Genomic DNA, 1,999 nt, shown 5'->3' with positions numbered 1-1,999 from the left:
CGTGGACAAATCCGCGGTTTAGAAATGGCTTCTAAAAACGCACAAGATGGTATTTCTCTTATCCAAACAGCTGAAGGGGCATTAACTGAAACACATGCAATCCTTCAACGTATGCGTGAACTAGTTGTTCAAGCTGGAAACACTGGTACACAAGACGATACAGACCTTGCTGCAATTCAAGAAGAAATCAGTGCTTTAATAGAAGAAGTTGGTGGAGAAGCTGGAAGTGAAGGTATTGCTGACCGTACTCAATTTAACGGTAAAAATCTATTAGATGGTAGTGAAGCTGGTGGGTTTACATTCCAAATCGGTGCGAATGGTGGTCAAACTTTAAATGTAACCATTGATAGCATGAAGGCAAGTGACTTAGGAGATGGTACTGTTGCAATCAGTGATATTGATGTAACAGACTTTGCTAATACAACTTTTGATGCTCAACTTAAAGGAATTGATGGCGCAATCACAGCCGTTTCTGCACAACGTTCTAAACTTGGTGCAGTACAAAACCGTCTAGAGCACACAATCAACAACCTTGGTGCTTCTGGTGAAAACTTAACAGCTGCTGAGTCTCGTATCCGTGACGTAGACATGGCGAAAGAAATGAGTGAGTTCACAAAGAACAACATTCTTTCTCAAGCATCTCAAGCAATGCTTGCGCAAGCGAACCAACAGCCACAAAACGTTCTTCAATTACTACGTTAATGAAAAGCCCCTTCATGGGGCTTTTTTTTATGCTCTTTTCATAATCCAATGATTCTAAAAACCCCTGTTAATTCACGAGAATAGACCTTTAATTTTGGTATACTCTAGCGAAACGATCATAATGAATGAGTCTTCTTCCTTATTTATCCCTTTTTTGTTAAACATATTCCATTAAGGTTCGATAATTGGATTGTAAGGCTTACAAAAAAATTCTATTTTAGAACTTTTAGGCATGGATGTCTAATTGTTTCAAACACATGGAGGTAATAGGAAATGAGAATTAACCACAATATCGCAGCACTTAACACTTTAAACCGTTTGTCTGCAAACAATGGAGCAGGTCAAAAGAACATGGAGAAACTTTCTTCAGGTCTTCGTATTAACCGTGCGGGAGATGACGCGGCAGGTCTTGCGATCTCTGAAAAAATGCGTGGACAAATCCGCGGATTAGAAATGGCTACTAAAAACGCTCAGGACGGGATTTCTCTTATCCAAACAGCTGAAGGTGCATTAACTGAAACTCATGCAATCCTTCAACGTGTACGTGAATTAGTTGTTCAAGCTGGAAACACTGGTACACAAGACGATACAGATCTTGCTGCAATTCAAGAAGAAATTGATGCACTTATTCAGGAGATTGGAAACGGAACAGGTAAGAACGGTATTTCTGACCGTACTGAATTTAACGGAAAGAAACTACTTGATGGTACGTTTAGTGAAACACCAGCAGACGGTGGAGAACCTAAAAAACTAACTTTCCAAATCGGTGCTAATGTTGCACAACAATTATCCGTTCACATTGGAGCAATGTCTTCTGATAAACTAGGTGCATTGGAAGCTGACGGAACACTTAAAGCTGATCATGCTGTTGCGAATATTAATGTAACCCAATTTGCTGACCCAACTGCAGCAGACGTTCTTTCTTTTGATGACCAATTAAATATCATTGATGGCGCAATCAAACAAGTTTCAGACCAGCGTTCTAAACTTGGTGCGGTCCAAAACCGTCTAGAGCACACAATCAACAACCTTGGTGCTTCTGCTGAAAACTTAACAGCTGCTGAGTCTCGTATTCGTGACGTTGACATGGCGAAAGAAATGAGTGAGTTCACAAAGAACAACATTCTTTCTCAAGCTTCTCAAGCAATGTTAGCACAAGCAAACCAACAGCCACAAAACGTACTTCAATTATTACGTTAATCAAAAGCCCCTAAAAGGGGCTCAGATTGTAGAGAAACTCATGTTTTTCTACAATCTTTTTTATTTTAAAGGTATATATGTTGAATGAAATGTATCG

At 39.6% G+C, this 1,999-nt stretch carries 2 protein-coding genes; both read left to right on the top strand.

Annotated elements, in window-relative coordinates:
* Positions 1–702, top strand: a 702-nt coding sequence (hag, locus tag AB1K80_RS17110; protein ID WP_412858138.1) for a flagellin Hag, incomplete at its 5' end; no start/stop codon positions are given.
* A 273-nt stretch (positions 703–975) separates the two neighbouring features.
* Positions 976–1,902 (top strand): flagellin Hag, encoded by a 927-nt coding sequence (gene hag / locus AB1K80_RS17105; RefSeq protein ID WP_412858136.1) that lies wholly within the window; start codon positions 976–978, stop codon positions 1,900–1,902.
* The last annotated feature ends 97 nt before the right edge of the window (positions 1,903–1,999 follow it).

Origin of the sequence: Bacillus sp. 179-C3.3 HS, assembly GCF_047229225.1 — a bacterium.
GTDB lineage: Bacteria > Bacillota > Bacilli > Bacillales > Bacillaceae > Bacillus.
This window is presented reverse-complemented; position numbering and strand designations above follow the sequence as displayed.